Annotated in this window: 2 protein-coding genes (1 of these 2 only partly in view); both read right to left on the bottom strand. The window is 32.2% G+C overall.

Translation table 11 applies throughout. The annotated features are described in order from the left end of the window. Positions 1–154, bottom strand: the 5' portion of a protein-coding gene (gene cas2, locus N3F66_14075) for a CRISPR-associated endonuclease Cas2 (protein ID MCX8125272.1). It extends 149 nt beyond the left edge of the window; only the first 154 of its 303 coding nucleotides appear in the window; its start codon is at positions 152–154; its stop codon lies beyond the left edge, outside the window. Positions 155–231: 77 nt separating this feature from the next. After that, positions 232–357: subtype I-B CRISPR-associated endonuclease Cas1 (locus N3F66_14070; protein MCX8125271.1), on the bottom strand; the 126-nt coding region annotated here is incomplete at its 5' end.

Raw genomic sequence — 357 nt, 5'->3', positions numbered from 1 at the left:
TTAAGGTAAACAACTTTGATTCTGTTATTTCGCCTTCAAATACCGACTTTTGGGTATGATGTAAATATTGCCTGCACTTGGTCAGAACTTTTGGAAGGCGGTTGCGCCCTGCTGACGTCAATGTTGATATGTCGTACACAAGAATGATATACATACATGACCACTTAATGATAAGATTAATAATATTTAAAAAAAATAACCCTATCTCAAAATGATAACATACATTACTCTTTACCACCAGATTTTAAAGCTTTGATATTCCTCTTCACCTAAAAGATGCTTTATTAGTTTATATAATTCCAATCGCACTAACTTTTGATAACTAACTTTGCGTTTTAGCTTTTTATGCATGATTGT

The sequence above is a fragment of the Spirochaetota bacterium genome, assembly GCA_026414805.1.
Taxonomy (GTDB): Bacteria; Spirochaetota; UBA4802; order UBA4802; family UB4802; genus UBA4802.
This window is presented reverse-complemented; position numbering and strand designations above follow the sequence as displayed.